This window comes from Bacillus sp. SRB_331 (assembly GCF_003264175.1).
Taxonomy (GTDB): domain Bacteria; phylum Bacillota; class Bacilli; order Bacillales; family Bacillaceae_G; genus Bacillus_A; species Bacillus_A mycoides.
The window spans coordinates 40,300-65,576 of sequence record NZ_NADV01000047.1 but is presented as its reverse complement, the minus strand read 5'-3'; the positions used below and the strand labels follow the sequence as shown (position 1 = coordinate 65,576).

The following is a 25,277-nucleotide window of genomic DNA, read 5'->3' as shown; positions in this document are numbered from 1 at the left end:
AGACTCCTGGAATAGGAGATATGGATGTCCGTGAAGTGTGACATATATGAATATAGATTATTATGTAAGAATTATGGAGGAAAGACATGACGCAATATACCCCTATGATACAGCAATACTTAAAGGTTAAGGCAGACTATCAAGATGCCTTTTTATTTTTCCGATTAGGTGATTTTTATGAAATGTTCTTTGAAGATGCGGTTAAAGCAGCTCATGAACTTGAAATTACATTAACGAGCCGAGATGGTGGTAGTAGTGAACGTATACCGATGTGTGGTGTACCGCATCATGCAGCTAAAAATTATATTGAACAACTTGTTGAAAAAGGATATAAAGTAGCTGTTTGTGAGCAAGTGGAAGACCCAAAAACAGCTAAAGGTGTAGTACGTCGTGAAGTAGTACAACTAATTACGCCAGGAACGATGATGGAAGGGCGTACAATAGACGAGAAGGAGAATAACTTCTTAGCAGCATTAACACATTTCGAAGATGGATCTTATGCGCTAGCTTGTAATGACTTAACGACTGGACAAAATACAGTGACGTTATTAACTGGTTCAGTAGAAGATATTTTATTAGAAGTGTATGCGACTGGTTCAAAAGAAATTGTTGTAGATTCTACATTTTCAAAAGATGAATTAAATAAGTTAACTGAAACATTAAAAATGACGATTTCGTATGAAGATGCAACAACTATTCCAGAAGGATTAGAACATCTTGTGAAAAGTGTTTCCCAAGCAAAATTAATTAAAGCAATTGGACGCTTATTTAACTATGTGATAAGAACACAAAAACGTTCGTTAGATCACTTGCAACCAGTAGAAATTTATTACACGAATCAATTTATGAAAATTGATGTGCATTCAAAACGTAATTTAGAGTTAACAGAGACTCTTCGCACGAAGGAAAAGACAGGCTCATTATTATGGCTATTAGACAAAACAAAAACGGCTATGGGTGGGCGTATGTTAAAACAGTGGATGGAACGTCCACTTATCCAGAAAGAAAAAGTTGAAGAGCGTTTAGAAATGGTTGAAACGTTTGTAAATGATTACTTCTTACGTGAAGATTTAAAAGAAAAGTTAAAAGAAGTATATGATTTAGAGCGTTTAGCAGGGAAAGTTGCATTTGGTAATGTAAATGCACGGGACTTATTACAATTAAGACGTTCTTTACTGCAAGTACCAGCTATTTTAGAAGCGATTAGTCTGTTAGATAATGCTTATGCAGCAAGGTTAATTCAAGGTGCGGATCCATGTGAGAGCTTAACTGAATTACTAGGAAGAAGTATTCAAGAAAACCCACCGCTTTCTATTAAAGATGGAGATATTATTAAAGACGGTTATAATGACAAGCTTGATCAATATCGTTACGTTAGTAAAAACGGGAAAACGTGGATCGCTGAGCTTGAAAAACGAGAGCGTGATATTACAGGAGTTAAATCGTTAAAAATCGGGTACAACCGTATTTTCGGCTACTATATTGAAGTGACGAAGGCTAATCTTGCAGCACTTCCAGGAGGGCGCTATGAGCGTAAACAAACGCTTGCTAATGCTGAACGTTTCATAACAGATGAATTAAAAGAAAAAGAAACATTAATCTTAGAAGCAGAAGAGAAAATTGTACAATTAGAATACGATTTATTTACAGCACTTCGCGAAGAAGTCAAAGTATTCATTCCGAAATTACAGCATTTAGCGAAAGTAATTAGTGAACTAGATGTACTGCAAAGCTTTGCGACAGTTAGTGAAGAAGAGCAGTTTGTAAAACCTGTTTTAACAAATAAGCGCGAAATCTTTATTAAAGATGGTCGTCATCCTGTCGTTGAAAAAGTATTGAACGGGAAATTGTATGTACCGAATGATTGTATTATGCCGGAGAAGATGGATGTCTTTTTAATTACAGGACCGAACATGTCTGGTAAAAGTACGTATATGAGACAATTAGCACTTGTTACTGTTATGTCACAAATTGGTTGTTTTGTACCAGCGACAGAAGCAGTATTACCTGTCTTCGATCAAATCTTTACGAGAATTGGTGCAGCGGATGATTTAATCTCAGGTCAAAGTACATTTATGGTTGAAATGTTAGAAGCGAAAAATGCAATTGCAAATGCATCAGAGAGAAGTTTAATTTTATTCGATGAAATTGGACGCGGTACATCTACGTATGATGGTATGGCACTTGCGCAAGCAATCATTGAACATATTCATGACCAAATTGGTGCGAAAACATTATTCTCTACACATTATCATGAATTAACAGTGTTAGAAGAAAGTTTAGACCAACTAAAGAATGTACATGTTTCAGCAATTGAAGAGAATGGAAAAGTAGTTTTCCTTCATAAAATTCAAGATGGAGCGGCTGATAAAAGTTACGGAATTCACGTTGCTCAACTTGCCGAGCTTCCAGAGAGCTTAATCGCTCGCGCGAAAGAAGTGTTAGCACAACTAGAAGGACAGGAAGAAATTGTTATTCCGAAACGAGTAGAAGTGAAAGTGCCAGAAGTCGCCCCAGAACCAGTTGTTGTAAAAGAAGAACCAGCAGAAATACAAGAGACGAAAGTAGAGACTGAGGAAGAATCGCAATTATCATTCTTTGGTGGAGAACAGTCTTCGAAAAAACAAGACAAGTCAGTTCTAGATGCAAAAGAAACGGCAGTACTTGCGCAAATTAAAAAAATTGATTTACTTGATATGACACCTTTAGAGGCGATGAACGAACTGTATCGCTTGCAGAAAAAGTTAAAGAAAGGATGAGTAAGTAGATGGGGAAAATTCGCAAACTCGATGATCAACTATCTAACTTAATTGCGGCAGGGGAAGTAGTAGAGCGCCCTGCCTCAGTTGTAAAAGAACTCGTGGAAAATTCCATCGATGCGAATAGTACATCTATTGAAATCCACTTAGAAGAAGCTGGATTATCGAAGATTCGCATCATCGATAATGGAGATGGTATTGCTGAAGAAGATTGTATCGTTGCATTTGAACGACACGCAACGAGTAAAATTAAAGATGAAAATGATTTATTTCGTATAAGAACGCTCGGTTTCCGCGGAGAGGCCCTGCCGAGTATTGCTTCTGTAAGTGAATTAGAATTAATCACAAGCACAGGTGATGCGCCTGGTACACACCTTATTATTAAAGGTGGAGACATTATAAAACAAGAGAAAACGGCGAGCCGAAAAGGAACAGATATTACAGTACAAAACTTATTCTTTAATACACCAGCGCGTCTTAAATATATGAAAACTATTCATACAGAGCTTGGGAACATTACAGATATCGTGTATCGTATTGCAATGTCTCATCCAGAAGTATCGTTAAAACTGTTTCATAATGAAAAGAAATTGCTTCATACATCAGGAAACGGTGATGTAAGACAAGTACTTGCATCGATTTACAGCATTCAAGTTGCGAAGAAGCTTATTCCGATTGAAGCTGAGTCTCTAGACTTTACAATTAAAGGTTATGTAACATTACCAGAAGTAACGAGAGCGTCGCGTAACTATATGTCAACGATTGTAAATGGCCGTTACGTTCGAAATTTCGTATTAATGAAAGCAATTCAGCAAGGATATCATACGTTATTGCCAATCGGACGATACCCAATCGGCTTCTTATCAATTGAAATGGATCCAATGCTTGTTGATGTCAACGTACATCCAGCAAAATTAGAAGTACGCTTTAGTAAAGAACAAGAATTGCTAAAGCTTATCGAAGAAACATTGCAAGCTGCATTCAAAAAAATACAACTCATTCCAGATGCGGGTGTAACAACGAAGAAAAAAGAAAAAGATGAAAGTGTGCAAGAACAGTTCAAGTTTGAGCATACAAAACCGAGAGAATCATCTATGCCTAACATCGTTTTACCAACAGGAATGGATGAGAAACAAGAAGAAACAACGACTGTAAAACAACCAGCACAACTGTGGCAACCGCCGAAGCAAGAATGGCAACCACCACAGTCACTCGTAAGAGAAGAGCAAAGCTGGCAGCCATCCTCTAAGCCGGTAATAGAAGAAACGGTTCGAGAGGAAAAGGAACGGACTAGCAACGATGACGATTTTGAATTAGAGGAATTGGAAGAAGAAGTCGGGGAGATAGAAGAGATTGAAATGAACGGTAATGACTTACCGCCGCTTTATCCAATTGGACAGATGCACGGAACATATATTTTCGCTCAAAATGATAACGGGCTATATATGATTGATCAGCATGCTGCGCAGGAGCGCATCAATTATGAATATTTCCGTGATAAAGTGGGACGAGTTACGCAAGAAGTACAAGAATTACTTGTACCGTACCGCATCGATTTATCTCTTACCGAATTTTTACGTGTCGAAGAGCAGTTAGAAGAATTAAAAAAAGTCGGACTATTTTTAGAGCAGTTTGGCCATCAATCCTTTATCGTTCGTTCGCATCCAACGTGGTTCCCGAAAGGACAAGAAACAGAAATCATTGATGAGATGATGGAGCAAGTCGTCAAACTAAAAAAAGTTGATATTAAAAAATTACGTGAAGAAGCAGCTATTATGATGAGCTGTAAAGCATCGATTAAAGCAAATCAATATTTAACGAACGATCAAATATTCGCTTTACTTGAAGAACTGCGTACAACAACAAACCCATATACATGTCCGCATGGAAGACCGATTCTGGTGCATCATTCTACTTATGAGTTGGAGAAGATGTTTAAGAGGGTTATGTAGGATTAATGTCCAAAGAGAAAAAGTTCGTTCCTAGTTATTTGAAACGGTTTGAAAGTGCCTAGTATTATTTATATGTGTTAAAATAAATATGTAATAGCAATGTTCTCTACAGTTATTTTAATAAAATATTGAGAGAAATAAAAAGGAGCGATAGTAACAAGTCGCTCCTTTTTAATATAATTCTTTTGCAACTATATTTTAAAAATTCATTTATAAACTAGAGATAACCTATTTGTAATTTATATGTGCTTTCTCATTTTTTTGTAAGGAAAGGGGTTTTAATTTACAGATTTATCAGAATTATGTAAAGTGTATATAAAACCATAAAATGGGGTGTTCTTTATGTGTACTAGTTTGACATTACAGACAAAAAACGGTCAGCACCTTTTTGCAAGAACGATGGATTTTACATTAGATTTGAATCAAGAAGTAATAATCATTCCTCGACATTACCAGTGGAATAATATAACTGGTGAAATCATTAATACGAAACATGCTACGGTCGGAATGGGGATTAATCATCAAGGAAGGGTCATTATGGCGGACGGAGTAAATGAAGCAGGTATGACATGTGCAACACTCTATTTTCCAGGATTCGCTACTTATAGTAAAAGTATAGATAATAACAAAACGAATTTGGCTCCATTTGATTTTGTGACTTGGAGTCTCACACAATTCAATTCTGTCAAAGAGTTAAAGAAATCTGTAGATAGCATTACCTTTTTGGATATACCATTACCGGATTTAGGACTTACGCCGCCACTCCATTGGATTTTAGCGGATAAATGGGGAGATTGCATTGTACTGGAGCCAACAAATGAAGGATTAAAAATGTATGACAACCCACTAGGAGTGATGACGAATAGTCCGGAGTTTAGTTGGCATTTACAAAATTTAAGACAATATATTGGCCTTAAATCGCAGCCATTCGCGCCAACAGAGTGGAGTAATGTACCATTAAGTGCTTTTGGTCAGGGCTCAGGTTCAATGGGACTTCCAGGGGATTTCACCCCGCCATCAAGGTTTGTGCGAGCAGCATATGGCAAACAAAACATTCAAGGTATAGATAGTGAAGAAGAGGGAGTATCGGCCCTTTTTCATATCTTATCAAATTGCGAGGTTCCTAAAGGCGGAGTAATAACAGAAGAAGGTGCATTAGATAATACCATTTATACAAGCGTAATGTGTATGGAGTCCGGAACATATTATTATCATACTTACGATTGTAGACAAATTATAGCCATTCATTTATTTCATGAAAATTTAGATACAGATGAGATTAAAGCCTATCCGTTCCAACGGAAACAAAAAATATTTTATGAAAACTAAGTAGCTTTGAAACAACGCTTAGTAAATTTTCAAATATATATAATAGAGCAATAATGACCTATAAAAAGTAGGAATCGGAAGGAATATAATTGATAATCTAATAAGTAACCCGAATAAATACCCCTTAAGAAAAAATAGACGCAAAATATTCAAGGTATTATATAAATTCAATCCAATGACTCCTACCAGTAAAATTCTGCTGGTAGGGGCAGGGGCATTGGCTAAGAAACTTATTTTTTCATTAAACTAGCTTTTATTTCTTCTAGAAGGCCCATTAAAGTGCTATTAGGTAAAATAAACATGGACGTACTACTCCATTTATAAATAGCAAAGCACAAAAAAGGTGTGGAAAATATCCATACCTTTTTTGTGCTTCTATTATCTATGTATAAAAAAGCGCCGTATATCAGCACTTTTTAAAGGTACGTAAATTGTATAATAAGGATTTCTACATTATTAAACACATAACTATGCATGGCCAAATATAGATTCTTATTTGGTTAATTGTTATAAGGATCTATACGGTTATTTATTTTTATTATTATTAATTTTTTCAGTATATAAAACCTGCTCTTTATAATGCTTTTTAATTGGGAAGTTATGTGTACCAGAGCCGTTTTTGAAAGTTTTATTGATGGGGTTTTTTAGAGGGACTGTTGTAGTTTCAGTAAATTCATATGGGTAATTTATTTTAGATTTATCTTCAAACATGAAAATGCCTCCTTTTTAGGATTTCCTGAATTCTTTACTATAACATGATATGCATATAGATTTTTTTTGGACTAGTTATTTATATAGGTTAATGGAATTTAATTACGTAACTACTGAAATATTTCAAAGGAAAACAATGTGAGAAATATATTATAAGGATTTCTTTTATTTATTAGCGAAGGGAATCTTGCATATATATTCGTTATAGATTGTTTTTATAATGTAATATATATATAGTTTTCCTGATAATATAATGTGGAATATTATAGTGTTATTAGGTTATTAGGAACATTTAATGTTGTTTCACAACTGAAAGGGAATTGAAAAAAAACTGAAACTTTTCTCATAAAAATTCAATCTTACTTGAAAAATGAAAGGAAAATGAAATTTTTCAAAAGGAATTCTTTGTTAAGATAAAAAGCATACATACAAAAAAGTATTGACATATCTCAAAAAATGTATTTTGAGATATAGTGGGGGAAAAAATGAGATTAGAAAAACAATTAATAAAAAAGATGTATTATGAAACATTCCTAATGGAGAATGAAACACACCCACCTCTTCAAGTACTTGGAGAAGCTTATGTAAACGAAGAAAAAAATGAGATTTCTGATGGATCTTATATTCGTTTTGCACAAGGTGAATTTTATTATCACCATCAAGATTTTGAAGCAGCTATTTTTAAATGGGAGAAAGTTAGTAATGAACTAGCACCATGGGCACAAAAAAATATTGCGGATGCTTACTTCGAACTTAACCAATTATCAGTTGCTGAAAATGTGTATACTTCCATTACTACTGATAACAAAACACTTATGACTGAAATTGTACTGCAATTACTGTCTCTTTACATCGAGCAAAATAATTTTGATTCAGCTTTCGCTGTTATAAAAGAAGCGGTTTCTTTAAATCCCGATTATCCAAACGTCACAACAATTGCCCGTTCCTTTTATGAAGAACAGCAAGATTTTGATAGTGCAGTAGAGCTTGCTGTGAACGAGTTAATTCGAACAGAATCTTATCCGTGGTTTGAGGTTCTAAAAGAATATATCGATAAAGGATTTACTAAAAATATTTCACCAGACTATTTTTATAAAGTATTAGTTACATTAAATAATGTAGATCAAGTACAATTTACGCAAATTGTTTCATCACTTTGGCACAGCTATAAAGATGAACAAAATTACTTATTATGGCTCAACACAATAAATGAATTTTTCATACATATCGAAATACATTCGTCCGATATATGGGACGAAATTTCTTCTCTTTACGAAGAAACATACTTTGAATTAATTCAAGGTCAATATATGCTTAGACAATTACACGATATCATTCCAAACCTGTTAACAAATTGGTTAAAGGTAGTCAATCCCTCTCATGCTGTATTTCCATCTGCAGCAGTATTGGCATGGGATGAGATTTTTCCTTCTAAAATAGATTCAGCGGATATAAAAGATGCAGAAGACCTACTGTCATATTCTATTAATCATGTGAATGGCTTAGAGTATAGTTTACATCTTTTTGAATCTATTACACACTGGGCACAAGAACATGATTTAGAAATGGGTAACCGATTTAGCTGGTTAGTTGGTGAGCTTGCAGATTTAAGAACAAATCGCCTATTAGTAACTGGAACTTCAGGGAACGGAAAAGCTTCATTTATTAACTCTATTTTAGGAGAAAATATATTAGAAAACTCAATCTCAAATGTAGTTGTTTTTAAAAATGACGCTTATACAGAAATTAACGCTATAACAGATTCGGAAATTACAACAACTGAGAATTTCTCTGATTTCCATAACATGATGGCAGTGCATCGTCAAACATATAGAGATAGAGCGTGTGTTGAATTTAAATTACCATGCAGGTTTTTAAGTAAAAATAAACTTACATTCGTTGTTACACCTAGCTTTAATAGGAACAATGACGCGAGAGATGAGGTGTTTGAATATTTAAACTCTGTAGATGAATTACTATTCGTATTGAATACGGATTCACCTTTTACTGACAAAGAACGTGACATTCTATTAAGTATCCAAGAACATACACCAAATCTACAAGTTCATTTCTTATTAAATAAAATTGATAACATTTATAATGAAGCAGAAGCAAAAAGAGTTATACAAGATACGCAAGTGAGAATAAATACATATTTCCCTAATGCAAGAGTTTTCCCTTATTCTTCGTTATATACAAATAGTAAACAACTAAACGATTTAACTGAGTTTATTCATTTTAACTTTAACCATAAAAATATCGATGCAGAACGTACTGAAAAGCTATTGTTTTTCATTAGAAAAACAATTACATATCTTTTGGATAAACGCGTCGAGAGGGAAAATAATCTAGTGGATTCTATTAATTGGAATGAAGATATGTTAGTTAAACTAAATGCTTGTATTAATAACCTTACTGCTTTTGAGAAGGAAAAAATTCATTTAATTACAGAAACATATCGTACAATGAAAAACGAAATTACTAATGATCTTACAGAACATATTCCGAAACTATTGCAGAGTTGTTCCGATTTAATTAGTGAAGAAAGTGATTTTGGGCACATTGATATTGAACTAAATACAGCGATGAATGAAAGGGTGCAACAATATCTAGAACAAACTGTATTACCTAATCTTGCTCGCTCTATGCAGAATTGGATTGCGACTTCTAATAACGAGCTCCTTCAAAGTCAATTGTACTTAGCAGAAACCAGTGAAGGACTTAATTCTTTATTTGGAGAAAATCGAATACAGTTAGAATGTGACTTTAAAGTAATTGATGACTGGCGCAGAGATACTGATAGAATGACAACTAGAATACAAATGGAAGAAGTAAATATTTTACGCCGATTTACGCCAGCACAATTTTTACTGAAAAGTGCCGGTAAATTATTTGGAGTTCTTCCTAAAAATAAAGCTATGCTATATAACAAATACAAACAGTATTTAGAAAATGAAGATTATACCGATGTAACGGCTTCTATTATGAAGAAATTTTTCTTGCAGTTTGAGCTGTTTGAAAACACACAAGAGCGGGATATTAATATGTTCTTCAGAAATCCATTTGGCTCGTTGGAACAAGCTGTAAAAAACACTCATTTAGAAATAAAAGAAAAACAAGATAAACTGCATAAAATGAAATCAAACCCTGAAGTTTATCATGATCCTATAACGCTCTTTGAATTGAGATTACGTCAATGTGAAGTAATCTTAAATATAGGTGAGGATAATGCCTATACAGATTTAACTTTAGAAACAAGCGTAGAATAAAAGTAAAATATATCAAGTTTTTTATATAAAATTGCATCATGTGTTATAAGAGGGGAAAAGGGAGCAACCGTAATGAGTTGCTCCCTTTCTTTATATAGATTACTTTTCAGTTTCTTTAATTTTAGTTTTTACTTCTCCAGTTTTAATTTTATTACTTTCTGAGAAACGTAATAAATCGCCTTCAATAATTTTGTCAGACATTCGTAACTCATTTTGTGCACGGTTAATCATTTCTTGAGCTTCTTTTTTTGGTAAATCTACAACCTCACCTGTTTCTCGATTATAAAAAGTATGATTTGTATATGCATACTTGTCTGTAACGAAGCTACCATCACGTAAAACAACAAAACCGGTATATTCATCTGAAAACATATCATGACCAAAGCGGATATCTTTCGTAGTATCAATCCCAAGTAAATTTAGAATAGTAGGTTTCATATCGATTTGTCCCGTAGGCTTTGAAATCGTTTGACCTTCTGTTTGTCCAGGCATATGAATATATAAAGGTGTACGTTGTAAATTTAAAGTATCAAATTCTGTTATTTGATCTTTTTCTAAAAACTGTGCCATTGCGCGATTATGTTTTTCAGAAATGCCATAATGATCACCATACAACACAATAATAGAATCATCATACATTCCCTCGGCCTTTAAACGCTCAATAAATTTTTTAATTGATTCGTCTAAGTAACGTGCTGTTACGATATAACGATCAAATACGCCATTTCCAGAGTTGTATGGTTCAATGAATTTTGTATCTTCATCATACGTAAATGGATAATGGTTCGTTAAAGTAAGGAAACGAGCATAAAAGGGTTGGTCAACAGTTTTTAATATATCTACTGATTGATCAAAGTATTCGATATCTTTTAATCCCCAATTTAAATTTGTTTCGGGCGTAATTTTGTAATCAAGTTCATTATAGTAACGATCATAACCGAGAGCAGAGTACATAATATTACGATTCCAAAATGTTGCGTTATTCGCATGGAATACAGAAGTGAAATAGCCTTGCTGACGTAAAATTTCTGGAGTCGCAGTATAATCGTTGTTACCGTGCGTGAAAAATACAGCTCCTCGATTTAATGGATACAACGATGTATCTATTAGAAATTCAGAATCTGATGTTTTTCCTTGACCAGTTTGGTGGAAAAAGTTATCAAAGTAATAGCTTTCATTTATGAATTCATTCAAGAACGGTGTAACTTCTTGACCATTGACGGATGCACCTATTAAAAAGGTTTGCAAGGATTCAAGAGTAACGACAATTACGTTTTTTCCTTTCGCTGCACCAAACATATTAGGATTTGGTTCACTTTGGTTTGATTTTACGTAGTTTTCAGTTTCTTGTAATTTACTACTATCTGCAAGTGCCTTTTGGGATCCAGCTTTTACTTGTAGTGTTAAATCATATACTTGATGAGTGTATAGTCCTAAATTTTTCACAAGCATTACGCGGTCGAAGGATCTCGTTAATAATTCAGGTCGTTCTTTTTCTGCAAGCTGTAGATTTGCAAAAAATACACCAATTGTTAAAAGAAAATATAATAAGCGTGCAGAATGAGTTACACGTTCTGTTTTAAAGACTATTGCTTTCTTTTTTAATAAAATAAAGAAGAAAATAATGTCTACGAATGCGAGTATAATTTTGTAGTTCAATATTTCTATAATACTGCCGCCTAATTGGCCGAAGTTCGATGTTTGTCCAAGTACTGGTAACGTAACGAAATCATTATAAAAATCATAGAACATTACATTCCCAACAAGTACGATTGTTAATAAGAGATTAATACATAGCGCTATATAATTTCTCTTTTCACCGGTTGCAAATAATGCTAATCCAACAAATGCTAACGATGCAGCGAGAGGGCTAATAAACAAAATAAGTTCTTGTGTAGAAGACTCAATTTTTAAATCAAAACTGAATCGCGTAATAAGATATGTTTTTAACCATACTGCTAAAGCAATTATTATAACAAAGCTTATATTTTGCAGTTGTAAATTTATTTTATTCTTCATTTTTACACCTTCTTTATAGAATTTATTTAACTAATGTTATATATTATATTTTTATAACTATTAGAGTGTGGTGAACTATTTAGATTATATTTTTCTAAAGGTAATAATTTGAAGTATTCATATACATATAATGGAGAATTTTAAAGCGAAGTAACATAAATCTAATTTTTTTAGAAACGGAGCAGAAAAAGTCATAGTTGTAGTAAAAAATACTTATAGACATCCTAACATATTAAACACTACGGCGATGTTACAAAATATCGAACAAATAAAAGTGAAAATGAATAGAGACTTGTAAAACTATTGACATTCAATTTGTTAGAATTGAATGTCAATAGTTTTACATACATGGTTATATTAAATATGTATCTTGTAAAATCCCGATTCTTTGTGGGTTAATCAGTAGCACGGGAAGGATTTCATTCATGCTATTACTACATAAGTAAAGTACTGGTGAAACTCAAAATGTTTGATTGGTATCTAAATTATAGCAATTAAATGTCAGACAAGTATTTTCCAACATACAGGCCACTTGCAGCTGCTTGAGATAATGAATGAGTGACGCCTGAACAATCTCCAATTAAAAATAGCCCATTCATACTTGTTTCAAAATGGTTATTGATTTTTATTGTAGGAGCGTAGAACTTGCCATCAATTCCATATAATAAAGTATCTTGATCGATAGGTTCTTGGATAAATTGTTCTAAACGTAATAAAAATTTTTTGAGTCCTTCAATATATAGTGGAGGAATTTCTTTATTCAAGTCTCCATAATCTCCGTGTAGTGTAGGCTGTATACGATTATGTTTCATGTTGTTCTCCGCTGTAGGTTGTTTCTTTATTAAGTCCTCTAAACGTTGTATAACAATCCGATCTCGTCCTTGGTTAATGTTTTTAATAATTGAACTTGCGTATACATTTGCTTCTTTGAGAGTTGGAAAATAGCGCGGGATAAATAAAGTGAAATTTAAGTTAGAAGTGCCAGTTTCTTGCTCTCGAAAATTTTGACCGTCAGGCATAACTAAACCTTCTTCGTACTTTCGAATAATGCGTCCTTTTGGATTCATACAGTAAGTAGTAGCCGTGAAATGTTCATGCTGATAAGAAAGTTTCGTCTCAAATGTATCTTTTAATATAGAACGTAATTGATGTTCTTTCATCTCTACTCTAATACCTAAATCTACACGAGTTTGCTCCTGTGCAATTTCAAGGGAAGAGCATATTTCTTTTAACCAATCAGCCCCGGAACGTCCTGTTGCAAATACGAGTTGCTTAGATTGAACTATCCCTTGATTTGTAGCTATTCTAAAATGATCTTTCTGCCTTATGATATGCTCTACATCTATATGAAATCGGATATTTATTTTCGTAAGTAAAAATTCGTAGAGCTGCTGAAAAATATTACTTGAAAGTGTAGTGCCAAGATGCCTTACTTCTGTTGTGAGCATTTGTAAACCACACGTTTCAGCTCTCTTATTAAGAGTTGGATTTTCTGTAGAATATTTTGAAACAGAATTTCCTCCGAACTGACATAGAATCTCATCTACTTCAGCCATAAGTTGTAAAAAGCCTTCTTTACCGACTTTTTGCTCAAGTTCTCCGCCAAATCCGTTTGTATAATTAAATTTCCCTTCAGATTTTCCTAAACCACCAAACCCGAAATATTTATCACATGTAGTACAATTACACACTTTTCCTTGGTCTAAAGGACAATGGCGATCTTTTAGCGCTTTACCTTTATCAAGAATTAAAACCTTTTTATTACTTGTAGCTAGTGAATAAGCCATAAAAATGCTACTCACTCCAGCTCCGATAATTGTAACATCATACATATTCTTTCACCTGCTAACGAATAGTTTGTTTTTTATTTTCTTAGTGTATAACACTTTTATGAAGTTAAGAAATAGCTTTTATTAATAAAGAGGGAGTTTTTGAACTTGATGCTTTTTTAATTTCTCCGAGTGGTGGAGTAAATACAAATGTTTTTATTTGAAAGAAGAAATAGATTTAAATGATCACTATGTCATATGATTAATAAAATCTTACATATAAAAAACAGACCTTTTAAGTGAAGAGGTCTGCTAATCATTTGAAATAGTTGTTAAGTGCATAAATTTGAAGAGAATTATAGTTTTATTTAGCGAAGACGTGGTTACCGATTACCGCTACTGTTTGACGTGTCGTAATCCATTTGTTTGTTGAAGTTTTTGGATTGTAAAAATAAAGCCAATCAGAATGTATTCCATTTGTAGAGATAGCCTCTTCTACTGCCATTTTTGCTTCTGCGCTTGCAGGCTGATTAATTCTACCATCGGTAACAGGAGTAAATGCATATCCGCGTTTAATAGGTTCATAAATAACACCTGTTATTGTATTTGGAAAACCATTTGCATTTACACGATTCAGGATAACTTTCGCCACCGCTACTTTTCCTTTATATGATTCGCCACCTGCCTCAGCAGTAACTAAGCGTGCCATTAAGTCTTTTTCTTTTTCTGAAATACTTGAATTGATTTTTAAATGTTGTCCTGTATAAAGCTTGTTTCCGACTGTATTGTTAATTTGTTTTATAGATTGAACGGTAACATTGTAACGCTTTGCTATAATTTCTAATGAATCTCCCGGCTGTACTTGATAAATAATTTGTCCAGAGATGTTCTTAGGTTTGTCGTTTTGATGAACAGTGACCTCATTTGATTTCATGGATCCTGGAATATGTAACTGTTCACCAATAAAAGTTTGATCTTTTCCTTTATTATTTGCTTGTTTAATAGATTGTATGGAAACTCCATATTGTTTACTGATACCCCAAAGTGTATCATTCTTTTTTACTGTATGAATGGTGGAAGCCTCAGCTACACCTTGATTACATACGAATGTAATTGCTGCCGCAGATAAAGGAATTATATGTTTTATTTTTAATAATTTCATTGTAAATCCTCCCAATAAAAAATTAAGTTTTAACTGTTGAGTAATGTAGTTCAGAGTATATAAGATATGTATTTATATTTTAATATAAGTATATTAGCACGTACAGAATAAACAATCATTATAAGTTTTTTATTTATATCATGTAGGACCCAAATATGAAATATTGCATATGAAAGCCCATTGAAGTTCGAGTTGTTGCTTACTATAATTTATCTAGTGAAAAGGGATATTAAATTTTTTTAATGCATTGAGATGAGAATATGTGGATGTTTTTAAATTGTACTTCTATGCAATATTCCATATTTATGAAACATTATTTATTAAGTAGCTTATAATATATTCAATAAGTTTGATATAAAACAGAAAAGAGAGGAATAAAAATGAGTAATAAGAAGTTTATTTTGAAATTATTCATATGTAGTACTATACTTAGCACATTTGTATTTGCTTTCAATGATAAGCAAGCAGTTGCTGTTAGCGCTGGTAATGGGCTTGAAAACTGGTCAAAATGGATGCAACCTATACCCGATAACGTACCGTTAGCACGAATTTCAATTCCAGGAACACATGATAGTGGAACGTTCAAGTTGCAAAATCCGATAAAGCAAGTATGGGGAATGACGCAAGAATATAATTTTCGTTACCAAATGGATCACGGAGCTAGAATTTTTGATATTAGAGGGCGTTTAACAGATGATAATACGATAGTTCTTCATCATGGGCCATTATATCTTTATGTAACATTGCATGAATTTATAAATGAAGCGAAACAATTTTTAAAAGATAATCCAAGTGAAACGATTATTATGTCTTTAAAAAAAGAGTATGAGGATATGAAAGGGGCAGAAGATTCATTTAGTAGTACGTTTGAAAAAAATTATTTTCCTGATCCTATCTTTTTAAAAACAGAAGGGAATATAAGACTTGGAGATGCTCGAGGAAAAATTGTGCTACTAAAAAGATACAGTGGTAGTAATGAATCTGGAGGATATAATAATTTTTATTGGCCAGATAATGAGACGTTTACGACAACTGTAAATCAAAATGTAAATGTAACAGTACAAGATAAATATAAAGTGAGTTATGATGAGAAAGTAAAATCTATTAAAGATACGATAAATGAAACGATTAACAACAGTGAAGATTGTAATCATCTATATATTAATTTTACAAGCTTGTCTTCTGGTGGTACAGCATGGAATAGTCCATATTATTATGCGTCCTACATAAATCCTGAAATTGCAAACTATATGAAGCAAAAGAATCCTACGAGAGTGGGCTGGGTAATTCAAGATTATATAAATGAAAAATGGTCCCCAATACTTTATGAAGAAGTTATAAGAGCGAATAAGTCACTTGTAAAAGAGTAAAGATTGTCATAGTAAGAAGCGATGAAATACATCGCTTCTTTTTTGTTTTCTAAAAATTAACATCAAATATAGTTTTACATATCGTACGTTCATGATAGAAAAAAATCGAAACTTAAGCTATAATTACTACATATAAAATTTGTACCTATAAATCAAATATGTGATAATGAATTTGATTTATTCTAACGAAACGGAGGTATATACTATGAAGTTTCCACATGATTTTTTATTCGGAGCTGCTTCAGCTTCTTATCAAGTAGAAGGTGCATGGAATGAGGATGGAAAAGGTGTTACGAATTGGGATGAGTTTTCAAAAATTCCTGGCAAAACATACGATGGAACAAATGGTGATGTAGCGGTTGATCATTATCATCGATATAAGGAAGATGTTCGTTTAATGGCTGAGATGGGATTGGAATCGTATCGTTTTTCGATTTCTTGGGCGAGAATATTGCCGACTGGAGATGGAGAGGTAAATGAAAAAGGAATTAAATTTTATAACAATTTAATTGATGAATGTTTAAAGTACGGGATTGTACCGTTTGCCACTTTATATCATTGGGATCTACCATTACCGTTAGAAAAAGATGGTGGGTGGACGAATAAACGAACAGCAGAGGCTTTTGTAAAGTATGCAGAAATTTGCTTTAAGGCATTTGGTGATAGAGTGAAACATTGGATTACTTTCAATGAAACAGTAATGTTTTGTGGATTAGGCTATTTAAAAGGTGCACATCCACCAGGAATACAAAATGATGTTCCAAAGTATTTTCAAGCGACTCATTATGTATTTTATGCGCATGCGAAAACAGTTGCGGTGTACAAGCAGCTGAAACAGTATGGGGAGATAGGGATTACACATGTTTTCTTACCTGCTTATAGTGTGGATGATCAAAAAGAAAATATACTAGCAGCAAATCATGCGAATGAATATGAAACGCATTGGTACTACGATCCAGTTTTAAAAGGTGAGTATCCGTCTTATGTTGTACAGCAATTAAAGGAAAAAGGATGGACTCCTAATTGGACGGGTGAAGAATTAGAAATCATTAAACAAAATGCCGGGAAAAATGATTTTATTGGCTTGAATTATTATCAACCGATACGAGTGGAAAGATACGATATGGATCTAAAGAATGAAGAACATTCTCGAGAAAACTCAACACTTGCTCCAGGTAATCCTTCTTTTGATGGTTTTTATCGAACAGTTAAAATGGATGATAAAACATATACAAAATGGGAATGGGAAATATCTCCCGAAGGTTTCTTAGATGGATTGCATATGTTGAAAGCACGTTACGGCGACATAAAGATGTATGTAACGGAAAATGGACTTGGTGATGAAGATCCAATCATTGACGGAGAAATTGTAGATGTTCCGAGAATTAAATTTATTGAAGAGCATTTAAAAGTAATGAAGCGTGCAATTCAAGAGGGAATTAATTTAAAAGGTTATTATGCATGGTCAGTTATTGATTTGTTAAGTTGGTTAAATGGATATAAAAAGCAATATGGCTTTATTTTTGTCGATCATAATGATAACTTAAAACGTAAGAAGAAACTTTCGTTTCATTGGTATAAACATGTGATCGAAACGAGAGGAGAAGAGTTATAACAGATAAAAGAGTATTTTAGGAGAAAGTGTATGAGTGCAAAGTATAAACAAATTGCAGATGTGTTAGAGCAAAACATTCGAGATGGGCTTTTTAATGAAACGAAAAAATTACCTACAGAAGAAGCGTTGATGAATCGATTTGAAGTAAGCCGTAATACGATACGTAAAGTAATTAGTCAACTTGTGAATAGAGGTTATATTTTTCAAGTGCAAGGTAGTGGTATGTTTTTACGTGAAACTTCTGTAACAGATTACATTAATTTAGGAAGTTTACGTGGATTAACGAAAAATCTCGTTTCACAAAATATTGAAACGAAAGTGCTAGAGATTGAAGTAATAGAGGCAAATGAAGAGATAGTAGAACGGATGCAATGTGAGATTGGAACTAGACTATATTTTTTGAAGCGTTTAAGAATTGTAGACGGTAAACCATTCTCTATTGAAGTAAGTTATTTCAAAAAAGATATCATTCCTTATTTGAATGAAGAAATAGCATTAAGTTCTGTATACAGTTATTTCATTGAGGATTTACGATTAAATATTGGCTTTGCCGATAAAGTTATTAGTTGTGAAAAAATAAATAAAGAAAATGCAAAGCTTTTAGAACTAAATGAAGGTGATCCAGCGCTTCTTATTGAAAATACAGTTTACCTTGTAAATGGAACAATTTTCGAGCTATCTCAATCAATGTTTCATTATGAAAAGACCAAACTTTTAAATCGAATTAATTTTAATTGAAAATGAATATAAGTAGCCTTGTAAAAAAAGCAACTGGTCCTAAGTGAGCAGTTGCTTTTTATTTTTAAAGTGGATGAGCAAAAAAACACAAAAGTGGTTGGTCCGTTTTTTACAAACTTCTATTATGATAAGAGAAGAAAGGTAGTATTTTATTCATGCTTTAAAATAGACTGGCCTTAGAGAGGTGGAAGACAATGAGTTTTGCGATTTCACTAGTTGTTATTATTGTAGTTGTATCACTGTTTGGGACCGTACTAGTCGCACGAAATGTAGAGGAGAATTACGGTAAGTCTACAAAGAGGAATGTGAAAAACTTATCCGCTATCTATGTCATTCTTCTTTTAGTGCTTCTTGTAGGAGTTACTTGGTATGCGGTCGTTATTTTATAAAGTTTGTATATGATGAAGGAGTTAATATATTGATGAAAAATGAGCGCCACGTTTTAGTTGTTTTCCCGCATCCGGATGATGAGTCGTATTGCGTGGCTGGAACAATTTTGGCTTATACTGAGCAGAAAGTCCCTCTTACTTATGTTTGCTTAACACTTGGTGAAATGGGGAGAGCGATGGGGAATCCACCTTTTGCAACTCGTGAATCTTTATATACAATTAGAGAGAAAGAGTTAAAGCGAGCTACAGATATTTTAGGGATTGAAGATTTACGTATGATGGGATATCGTGATAAAACTCTTGAATTTGAAGAGCCTGGAAAATTAAGAAGCTTGATTCAAAACTGTATTGAAGAATTGGATCCTTCTGTAGTTATTTCTTTCTATCCTGGGTATGCAGTTCATCCGGATCACGATGCAACAGGGGAAGCAGTAGTAGAGGCCTTAGCTAATATTTCGGAAAGTAAACGACCAGCCTTTTATGCTGTAGCTTTTTCGAAAAATCATGAAGACGAAATAGGACCTCCAGATTTTAAAAATGAAGTGAAAAAATATGTTCCGAAAAAATTGGAAGCATTACGAGCACATGCATCACAATTTACAACTAAAGTGGATGAGCTGGAAAGGGAGTATGAAGACGGTATTTCAGGCACAGTTGAGTGGTTAGAAAGAGAACCGTTTTGGATATATTCATTCAAAGATAAAAATATGTGATGCTACATCTGAAGGTGATGAATATGTATTTTGAATATAAGAATCGAAAGATTTTTTACAATATAGAAGGATCGGGTCCTGTCATATTGTTTTTACACGGTCTTGGAGGAAATTCGAATAATTGGTTATATCAAAGAAAATACTTCAAGAAGACATGGACCGTAATCTCACTCGATTTACCTGGGCATGGGAAATCCGAAGGGATGGAAATTAGTTTTAAAGAATATTCAAATGTTTTATATGAGTTATGTAATCATTTAAAGCTAAAATCAGTAACAATTTGTGGTCTTTCAAAAGGAGCTAGAGTGGGTATCGATTTTGCTATTCAATATCCACGTTTTGTTTCTAGCTTAATTGTTGTAAATGCATTTCCCTATTTAGAACCGGCAGATCGTAAAGAACGACTTGAAGTATATGATTTACTTAGCTTGCAGGAAAAAGGGAAAACTTGGGCTGATACGTTATTGAGAGCAATGGGAGTAGAAGATAATGATGCAATTGTCCGAGGATTTCATCAATCCCTACAAACGATTCATCCGACGCATATTCAAAGGCTATTCGCTGAATTAGTTGATTACGATCAAAGACCATACCTCTCTAACATTGCATGTCCTGCATTAATAATACGAGGAGAGAATGATTATTTTGTTCCGGAAAAGTATGTGAGAGAATTTGAAAAACACCTGAGAAACGTGACTTTCGTTGAGTTGAAAAATAGTGGGCACTTGCCTTATTTAGAACAGCCTACTAGCTTTAATGTGACGGTAGAGGCATTTTTAAATCATGCGCTTGATTAATACCATTTTTGCAGTGAATACTGTTATTAATGAGTTCAGGACACCAGCTTGGAGAGGAGGGAACTAAATGGAATGGCAACCGAATCGTGAAGATAAGATACCAGTTTATAAACAAATTGCTGATTACATTGAAAGAGGCATTTCTACCGGTGAATTCCCTTCTGATAGAAAATTACCTTCCGAGCGTATGTTAGCACAGAATTTACAAGTGAACCGGAGTACGGTCGTAGCTGCTTATGAGGAATTGAAATCACTTGGGGTAGTAGAACGGAAAAAAGGAAGTGGCACTCGGGTGAATACAGATATATGGGGTGTGTCACATAAACGAATACCGAACTGGGGTAGGTACGTTGAGGATGGATCGTTCTTACCTAATGTACCACTTGTTCAACAAATTCGAACGGAAACACAAAAAGATGATTTAATCAATTTAGCGAGTGGTGAATTGTCATCAGATTTAATTCCGAGTGATAGATTTCGAACAATTTTGTCGGAGAAAACATTTATGGGAAATCTCGGTTATGACCATCCGCTTGGAAATGAAATGTTGCGAAAAACCATTGCGGCACATGTCGAGCAATATAAACAAATAGAAGCAGATTCAAGCTCTATTCTTATTACATCTGGAGCTCAGCAAGCACTTAATCTTATCGTTCAATGTTTGTTAAAGCCTGGAGATGCGATTGCAATTGAGGATCCCTCCTATTGTTATTCACTTCCGATGTTTAAATCAGCAGGTTTAAAAATATTCCGTTTACCAGTTGATCAGCATGGTATGAATCCAGATGACTTAATCGATTTGCACAAAAAGCATCGCATTCGTATGGTGTTTTTAAATCCGGATTATCAAAATCCAACTGGAACGGTACTTTCATTGGCAAGACGTAAAAAGGTTTTAGAACTATCTTCTGAATTTGGTATACCGATTGTAGAAGATGATCCGTATAGTTTGACTTCTTTTAATGGAGAAGTGAATCCAACATTGAAATCGATGGATCAAAATGGGAATGTTCTTTATGTGAGCTCATTATCAAAAATTGTTGCATCAGGATTACGTATTGGTTGGGTAATTGGCCCCACGCGCGTAATTGAGAGATTGGCAGATGCGAAGCAGCAAGTTGATTTCGGTCATAGTGTATTTACACAGTGGGTAGCGAACCAATTTTTAGAATCTGAGGATTTTCATACGCATATTACGATGCTCCGTGGACAACTGAAACAAAGAAGAGATGAGTTAATTAGAAAGCTTGAAGAAATATTAGGGGACCAGATTGACTTTTTTGTTCCTGAGGGCGGAATACATTTATGGTGCAAAGTGCAAGGAACGTTTGATGAATATCATTTACTAGGTGAATCTATACAAAATGGTGTAGCATTTGTCCCAGGAAGCGTCCTAGGTTCGAAAAGTGAATATATCCGATTTACTTTTGGCAGAGCGAATGTAGAACAAATTCAGCTTGGAGTTACAAGGTTTGCGGAAACATTAAATGAGATTTCATAATAGCGAAGCGTAATATGGAAATGAGGGAAAGAAATGAAGTACGTGACGCTTTTACTTCAAGTAGGCGTGCTATATGTGTTTAGCTTAGCTGGTACGTGGATTCAAGGAGTATTCCATCTGTCGATGCCAGGAAGTTTAATAGGGATGTTAATATTGTTTCTACTCCTTTCTACTCGTATTTTTCCATTAAAGTGGTTTGAGGTAGGGGCAGAAAAGTTAATAGTATTTTTACCGTTATTTCTAATTCCTTCGACAACAGGATTAATGGAATATGGATCTTTTCTTTTAAGTAAGGGGAGTGTTATATTCCTTTTAGTAATTGCAAGTACGGTAGTAACATTGATTGTTTCAGGGTATGTAAGTCAATTATTAGTAACATCAAAAAAATAAAATCGACAAGGTGCACGATTCAAATGGTCTTAATTATTATTACTGTAGTAATTTATTTATTGGCGACAAAGTTATATAAAAAATTTACGTTTCCATTTACGTTACCGGTATTAACAGTTACAGCAATTATGATTTGCTTATTTTTGATATTTGGTATTTCTCATCATGAGTATAAGGAAAATGGGGGAGACATTCTTTCAGGTTTTTTGAGTCCTGCAATTGTAGCGTTAGCCATACCTCTATTTAAAGAGCGAAAGATACTTATGAAAAACTTTTTAGCGATACTAATCGGCGTAGTGATAGGTATAGTGGCTTTAACGAGTATGAATGTAGTGATTGGTGGGATTTTAAATATAGATAAGGAACTTATATTAACAACTTTACCACAATTAGCGACAATGCCTATTGCTATTTCATTAGCGGATCAAATTGGTGGCATTCCATCTATGACTTCTAGTTTTGTAGTTGTTGCAGGAATAACAGGTGCTATTATAGGACCGACAGTACTTAAGTTTTTCCGAATAACAAGTACGATTGGAAAAGGAGTGGGGATGGGCTGTGCATCACATATTATTGGTGTGAGCCGTCTAGTGAAAGAAGGAGAGAAAGAGGCAACTATCGGTTCGGTAACGATGATTGTAACAGGGATACTTATTAGTATATTAGTACCTTATGGAATGAAATTTTTATTTTGAAAATTAATGAATCGTAATAAGGAGCATAACACTACTCATTTTAGAGCGTAATGGAGATGATTAAAATGACAACATGGTTTATAGTTACATTATTTATTTTTGGTGCTCTTAAAGTACTAGTTTCTAGTATGCCAACTTCTGTTGTAGAATCAATTATTAGTAGATTTGAGTTACACCAAAAACTTGATGAGGAAAATACTACTGTAACGGTAGATGGGGAAAGTATAGAAGGAGAAATGAAACTTCAAGTTATTCATGAATTTAACGAGGCTTTATTTTTAGATAAACATTATTTTCCGCCACAAGGGAATGGTACACCGATAGTCATGGAGACGAAGAAAGGAAAAAGAGAGATTAGATTTTCTATATATAGCTACGAGGAACACGTTGATGTAGTAAAGCAATATAAGAAGAAAGTAGTTGCATATCGTTTGCGATCAAAAAGCCTTCAAAGTCGTTCAGTAGCAGTGACTGAAGATTATGCTTAAGGAGAGACCGTTATTATAACGGTCTCTTTATTTTTGCATCCAAGTATATAATTTCCAAATAAGAGAAAAGAAAATGATATATCCAAATAAAGAATAAGCATGATGCCAATTCCCGTTATGTACAAATAAACCTAACCTCTCAGCAACTTGTTCAAAAATACTAGCACAAAGCCCTATTAAAATAATAAATAGAGTTCTAGAAACTGCAGATAATGTTTTTGAAATTTGTATGAAAATGATTGTTAAAATTGGTAGCACAAACAACGTAAAGCCTATGTTAACTGAAAATATAGATGAGAAAGGTCTAACTGGAAAGGAATATATTTGTGTATGCACAAAGAAAGCATCTAAGCAAGTTCCAATAATAGAAGAAAGTAAGACTGTAACTAATAATGCTAAAAAGTCATTCTTCTTCTCGAAGGAGGACATTTTTCTTTGCGAGAATTGCGAGTTCAATTTTTTCGAGTGTTTTGCAGTAGTCTTCTGTAATTTTTCCATTTATATTTTCCTCCTTATCAACTAAATAATTTACAACTTGCCAATCGTTAAACCAATCTTCATTTTCAACTTCTTCATGTTTCATATCCCGCCATGCATAGATGAGTGCAGGGCTGTATATACGATACGCGTCACTACGTAACTGGCATTTCTTTATTCGGCGTTTATAAAACTCACGCGAAAAAGATTCATTTACACTAGAAAATAAATGGGGCCAGTAATCTTTTCTTGAGCCTGTATGTGGATGGTGATGGACCCAGTTTATTATTTGAGATAAAATATGTGTATCCCGAAATAACAATGAATACAACCGTTTTCCAAGTGAAATTCGTTCATGCAAAGAAGTGAAATGTTTCATTGTATCACCAAATAGTAATACTTTTTGCTTTTTATCATTTTCGTAAAATGGGAAAAGGATATGATTAAACTGAAAAAAATCAAAGAGTTTAAATCCAATACTATTTAATACAGTCTTTTTAAAGTGTGCATTTTGAATAACTCTTTTTTCTAAGTAGTTTTGTTCATTAACAATAGTTGCGATCGCTAATGTTTTTTTGTTACCTGTTTTCCAAAAATCGTTCCACATTGTTTCCATAAATGTAGAAACATTTAAGTGAGTGAGAAGGTGAAATAGCTTTTTTGATTTTTTTACACTTTGCTCATATAGTAAAAATTGAGGATATACATCTTGGAAAATGAGCCAATTTCCTCTTTCTAAAAAAGAGAAAAATGTAATTTGATCTTTCTCGGATAAAAGCCTCGTATATAAATCTCCCTTTAAATCTGTCATATTCCAGCCACCGTTACGTGATACGATATGCCCAAGTAGTGCCCAATGTATTTCTGGATATTGAATGTAAAATTGGTAGTATGCACGTGTTCTTGTGACATTATTTTTATTTAGTTCTTTTGTCTGAGCTTTAATTTTATCGATGATAAGTTGCTCTTCTTTCGTTAATTTATATATGGTAACAGAAGAGATGAGATCGCTTTTTTGTTGTAACTCGTTTTTCACGTCGAATAGGGAGAGAGGGAGTGCTTTAGAGAATTCTTTAGATGTATTGTTTGAATTGCTTTGGTACATTCCATTACCTCCCTTTGCTATGAGTTTAA

The 25,277-nt window shown here is 33.6% G+C and carries 20 protein-coding genes; 14 read left to right on the top strand and 6 right to left on the bottom strand.

Features of this window, described 5'->3' with window-relative positions:
* Window positions 1-86: 86 nt before the first annotated feature.
* From mutS to B5P42_RS27460, 3 genes are all read left to right on the top strand, one after another.
* Window positions 87-2,759 (top strand): DNA mismatch repair protein MutS, encoded by a 2,673-nt coding sequence (gene mutS / locus B5P42_RS27470; RefSeq protein ID WP_113735719.1) that lies wholly within the window; start codon window positions 87-89, stop codon window positions 2,757-2,759.
* 8 nt (window positions 2,760-2,767) lie between these two features.
* Complete coding sequence (mutL, locus tag B5P42_RS27465) at window positions 2,768-4,711, top strand: DNA mismatch repair endonuclease MutL (RefSeq protein ID WP_113735718.1); 1,944 nt, start codon at window positions 2,768-2,770, stop codon at window positions 4,709-4,711.
* A gap of 342 nt (window positions 4,712-5,053) precedes the next feature.
* On the top strand, window positions 5,054-6,040 hold the full coding sequence (locus tag B5P42_RS27460) for a choloylglycine hydrolase family protein (protein WP_002185086.1): 987 nt from the start codon (window positions 5,054-5,056) through the stop codon (window positions 6,038-6,040).
* A 525-nt stretch (window positions 6,041-6,565) separates the two neighbouring features.
* Here the strand turns inward: B5P42_RS27460 and B5P42_RS27455 are convergent.
* Entirely contained in the window at window positions 6,566-6,751 is a 186-nt protein-coding gene (locus B5P42_RS27455) for a hypothetical protein (protein WP_000461142.1), read from the bottom strand.
* A 485-nt stretch (window positions 6,752-7,236) separates the two neighbouring features.
* Here B5P42_RS27455 and B5P42_RS27450 point away from each other — a divergent pair, with 485 nt between their 5' ends.
* The gene (locus tag B5P42_RS27450) at window positions 7,237-10,020 is read left to right on the top strand and encodes a dynamin family protein (RefSeq protein WP_113735717.1); all 2,784 of its coding nucleotides are present in this window, start codon (window positions 7,237-7,239) and stop codon (window positions 10,018-10,020) included.
* Window positions 10,021-10,119: 99 nt separating this feature from the next.
* Here B5P42_RS27450 and B5P42_RS27445 read toward each other — a convergent pair whose 3' ends face one another.
* From B5P42_RS27445 to B5P42_RS27430, 3 genes are all read right to left on the bottom strand, one after another.
* On the bottom strand, window positions 10,120-12,039 hold the full coding sequence (locus B5P42_RS27445; RefSeq protein ID WP_113735716.1) for an LTA synthase family protein: 1,920 nt from the start codon (window positions 12,037-12,039) through the stop codon (window positions 10,120-10,122).
* A 494-nt stretch (window positions 12,040-12,533) separates the two neighbouring features.
* Window positions 12,534-13,871 carry an NAD(P)/FAD-dependent oxidoreductase gene (locus B5P42_RS27435; RefSeq protein ID WP_113735715.1) on the bottom strand — a complete coding sequence of 446 codons (1,338 nt, stop codon included), beginning with the start codon at window positions 13,869-13,871 and terminating at the stop codon, window positions 12,534-12,536.
* Window positions 13,872-14,172: 301 nt separating this feature from the next.
* Window positions 14,173-14,970 carry a cell wall hydrolase gene (locus tag B5P42_RS27430; protein ID WP_002088026.1) on the bottom strand — a complete coding sequence of 266 codons (798 nt, stop codon included), beginning with the start codon at window positions 14,968-14,970 and terminating at the stop codon, window positions 14,173-14,175.
* A gap of 380 nt (window positions 14,971-15,350) precedes the next feature.
* Between B5P42_RS27430 and B5P42_RS27425 the strand changes: the two genes are divergently transcribed.
* The 10 genes from B5P42_RS27425 (at window position 15,351) to B5P42_RS27380 (ending at window position 23,666) form a co-directional block, all read left to right on the top strand.
* Entirely contained in the window at window positions 15,351-16,340 is a 990-nt protein-coding gene (locus B5P42_RS27425) for a phosphatidylinositol-specific phospholipase C (RefSeq protein WP_113735714.1), read from the top strand.
* A 205-nt stretch (window positions 16,341-16,545) separates the two neighbouring features.
* Entirely contained in the window at window positions 16,546-17,955 is a 1,410-nt protein-coding gene (locus B5P42_RS27420; protein WP_113735713.1) for a glycoside hydrolase family 1 protein, read from the top strand.
* 30 nt (window positions 17,956-17,985) lie between these two features.
* Complete coding sequence (locus B5P42_RS27415; RefSeq protein WP_002033710.1) at window positions 17,986-18,693, top strand: GntR family transcriptional regulator; 708 nt, start codon at window positions 17,986-17,988, stop codon at window positions 18,691-18,693.
* Between the two features lie 194 nt (window positions 18,694-18,887).
* Complete coding sequence (locus B5P42_RS27410) at window positions 18,888-19,082, top strand: hypothetical protein (protein WP_002033711.1); 195 nt, start codon at window positions 18,888-18,890, stop codon at window positions 19,080-19,082.
* 32 nt (window positions 19,083-19,114) lie between these two features.
* Window positions 19,115-19,795 carry a bacillithiol biosynthesis deacetylase BshB2 gene (gene bshB2 / locus B5P42_RS27405; protein ID WP_113735712.1) on the top strand — a complete coding sequence of 227 codons (681 nt, stop codon included), beginning with the start codon at window positions 19,115-19,117 and terminating at the stop codon, window positions 19,793-19,795.
* Window positions 19,795-20,592 carry an alpha/beta fold hydrolase gene (locus tag B5P42_RS27400; RefSeq protein WP_113735711.1) on the top strand — a complete coding sequence of 266 codons (798 nt, stop codon included), beginning with the start codon at window positions 19,795-19,797 and terminating at the stop codon, window positions 20,590-20,592. Before bshB2 ends, B5P42_RS27400 begins: the two co-directional genes overlap by 1 nt.
* Before the next feature lie 67 nt (window positions 20,593-20,659).
* The gene (pdxR, locus tag B5P42_RS27395; protein ID WP_113735710.1) at window positions 20,660-22,093 is read left to right on the top strand and encodes a MocR-like pyridoxine biosynthesis transcription factor PdxR; all 1,434 of its coding nucleotides are present in this window, start codon (window positions 20,660-20,662) and stop codon (window positions 22,091-22,093) included.
* A 33-nt stretch (window positions 22,094-22,126) separates the two neighbouring features.
* A complete protein-coding gene (locus tag B5P42_RS27390) occupies window positions 22,127-22,483 on the top strand; it encodes a CidA/LrgA family holin-like protein (protein ID WP_002190466.1) in 357 nt (118 codons plus the stop codon).
* A 23-nt stretch (window positions 22,484-22,506) separates the two neighbouring features.
* Window positions 22,507-23,178: an LrgB family protein gene (locus tag B5P42_RS27385; RefSeq protein ID WP_002137893.1), complete on the top strand. Its 672-nt coding sequence runs from the start codon at window positions 22,507-22,509 to the stop codon at window positions 23,176-23,178.
* A 65-nt stretch (window positions 23,179-23,243) separates the two neighbouring features.
* Entirely contained in the window at window positions 23,244-23,666 is a 423-nt protein-coding gene (locus B5P42_RS27380; RefSeq protein WP_002088014.1) for a YfmQ family protein, read from the top strand.
* A 27-nt stretch (window positions 23,667-23,693) separates the two neighbouring features.
* Here B5P42_RS27380 and B5P42_RS27375 read toward each other — a convergent pair whose 3' ends face one another.
* Both B5P42_RS27375 and B5P42_RS27370 read right to left on the bottom strand, forming a co-directional pair.
* Window positions 23,694-24,095: a CBO0543 family protein gene (locus B5P42_RS27375; protein ID WP_044442960.1), complete on the bottom strand. Its 402-nt coding sequence runs from the start codon at window positions 24,093-24,095 to the stop codon at window positions 23,694-23,696.
* Window positions 24,070-25,248, bottom strand: a complete 1,179-nt coding sequence (locus tag B5P42_RS27370) for a DUF2515 domain-containing protein (RefSeq protein ID WP_113735709.1) — start codon at window positions 25,246-25,248, stop codon at window positions 24,070-24,072. The genes B5P42_RS27375 and B5P42_RS27370 overlap by 26 nt, the downstream gene beginning before the upstream one ends.
* Window positions 25,249-25,277: the final 29 nt, after the last annotated feature.